At 41.3% G+C, this 1,013-nt stretch carries 1 protein-coding gene; it reads right to left on the bottom strand.

All coding sequences use genetic code 11. The features are described from left to right. Nucleotides 1-1,013: malate:quinone oxidoreductase (locus VXQ92_RS21435; RefSeq protein WP_416683112.1), on the bottom strand; the 1,013-nt coding region annotated here is incomplete at both ends.

Raw genomic sequence — 1,013 nt, 5'->3', positions numbered from 1 at the left:
CCAAGTGTAGAGCTTGTGTACTGACGAACTTTGTCGAGTAACACAGGGTCTTTGCTTAAGTCTTGTTTATAAGAAACCACAATTTCATGAAGCTTCTGGTTCCACTTACCTTCAGTTTGCTGAGGGAAAGCTTTTTCAAGCAAGTTAAGCATGATGTATGGAGAAGTCGAAGCACCCGGAGACGCACCTAACAATGCAGTTACAGCACCGTCTTTAGACGCAAAGATTTCTGTACCGAATTGAAGCGTTGCAGGTTTACCCGGTTCTTTTTTGATGATCTGAACACGTTGACCACCTTGGCTTAAACGCCAGTCTTCAGCTTTCGCATCTGGGTAGTATTTACGAAGTTCATTGAGACGGTCTTCATCTGACATCATCACTTGGCTCACCAAGTATTTAACAAGATCAAGGTTTTCCAAGCCAACAGTGGTCATTGGTAAAACATTGCTTTTGTTGGTAGATGCAAGCAAGTCAAGCTGAGAACCATTTTTCAGGAACTTGTTTGAATACGTTGCAAATGGTCCAAACAATACATATTTTTTACCGTCGATATAACGTGTATCAATATGTGGTACAGACATTGGGTTGTCAGTAATTAAGAACTCACCACCTACAGGGAAGCCAGCATATTGTTTCGCTTCTGGTAAACCAGTAAGTTGCAATAATTTAACCGCGGCACCACCTGCACCGATAAATACAAAGCGCGTTTTAACGTGGTCTGTTTTACCAGTTTTCAAATTTTTGAAAGACACCGTCCAAGTTTTGTCATCATTTTGGCTGATGCCAGTCACTTCAGTTGAAGTCTGTAATTTGAAGTTAGGGTTTTGGTTTAAGTGATTCACTAATTGTTTAGTGATTGAACCATAGTTCACGTCAGAACCAACTTCCATACGAGTCGCTGCAACTTTTTGAGTTGGATCACGTTCGGTCATGACTAAAGGCGCCCATTGTTTAATCACAGCTGGGTCTTCAGTAAATTTCATGGGTTTGAATAGAGGGCTTTGTATCATGGC

The sequence above is a fragment of the Acinetobacter sp. 228 genome, assembly GCF_048147885.1.
The sequence above is the reverse complement of the archived record's forward strand: the minus strand, read 5'-3'. Positions and strand labels throughout refer to the sequence as shown.